Genomic DNA, 1,114 nt, shown 5'->3' with positions numbered 1-1,114 from the left:
CCCAGAATTACGGTAATTGGCCGTGATCCTGAGCTTCCTCACTATAAAAATAGAAAACACAAGAACTCTCGCGTTATACTTAAATCGCCAAAAACAAGTAGAAAGGGAGTCTTGCGCAATGAAAAGTATAACTCAAATCCAGGCAGAGCACGATACTAAAAACCTAATTTCTTCTTTTATCAGCGTAATTGGTCTAGGTCAGCTTAGTAGGCGGATTAACTTTAAACGCCACTCTACTATTCCTTTGACCGCCATTATTACTTGGCTGTTTGAAGTTACCTTTAGTCGTCGTTCTCTCTATCGAGCACAGCCTAGCCAGTTGTTTAGTTCACGTACGGTTAGAAATGTTCTGAACGATGGTCGGATTAACTGGCAGAAATTACTATGTCTGGTGACCATCAAGATGACTTCAATTCTTACCCCATTTATTGATAAACGGCGACGGTTAGCTTTAATCGTTGACGATACCCTAATTGAGTGACCGTACTCGACTAAAACCGAATTATTGGCGAGAATCTATGATCATGACCAACACAAATATTCAACCGGCTATCGAAATCTAACGATTGGTTGGAGTGATGGCAATCCCTTCTTACCAGTCAACTTGGCCTTAATGTCAACCAAGAAGAAGACTAATCTCGTTGGTACTAAATCCAGTACGACTGATCAACGGACGATCGCTGGTCAACGTCGTTCTCAGGCGCAACGTAAAATGAATGAAGTAGTTCTGGAGTTAATCAAGCAAGCACTTAATTTTGGTGTATCAGCTAAATACGTCTTATTTGATAGCTGGTATAGTTCTCCACAGATGTTCTGGCGCCTTAAGCAACTAGGATTAGATAGTGTGGCGATGCTTAAGCGCAGTTCTAAAGTAGATTATCGCTATCGGGGACGAGCTTATAGTATTAAGGCCTTATATTTACGCCTGCTTCATTCTAAACGTCCGCAAGGTAAACAGTATCTTTATAGCAGTGTCGTTGAGGCTGAATTTCAAGGCCACCATTTTCCAATGAAAGTTGTTTTCGTCGCTAAAAAAGGTGTTAAGAATCAATATTTAGTTTTAGCATCAACTAATACCAAACTGACACCCCAACAGATCATCCAATTATATAGT

The 1,114-nt window shown here is 40.4% G+C and carries 1 pseudogene; it reads left to right on the top strand.

Annotated elements, in window-relative coordinates:
- Window positions 1-118 precede the first annotated feature (118 nt).
- A pseudogene (locus tag FD32_RS06860) lies at window positions 119-1,114 on the top strand (IS4 family transposase); the annotation flags it as partial.

It is taken from the genome of Limosilactobacillus panis DSM 6035, assembly GCF_001435935.1.
Lineage (GTDB): Bacteria > Bacillota > Bacilli > Lactobacillales > Lactobacillaceae > Limosilactobacillus > Limosilactobacillus panis.
Note: the sequence above shows the minus strand (reverse complement) of the source record. Positions and strands in the feature narration are given on the sequence as shown.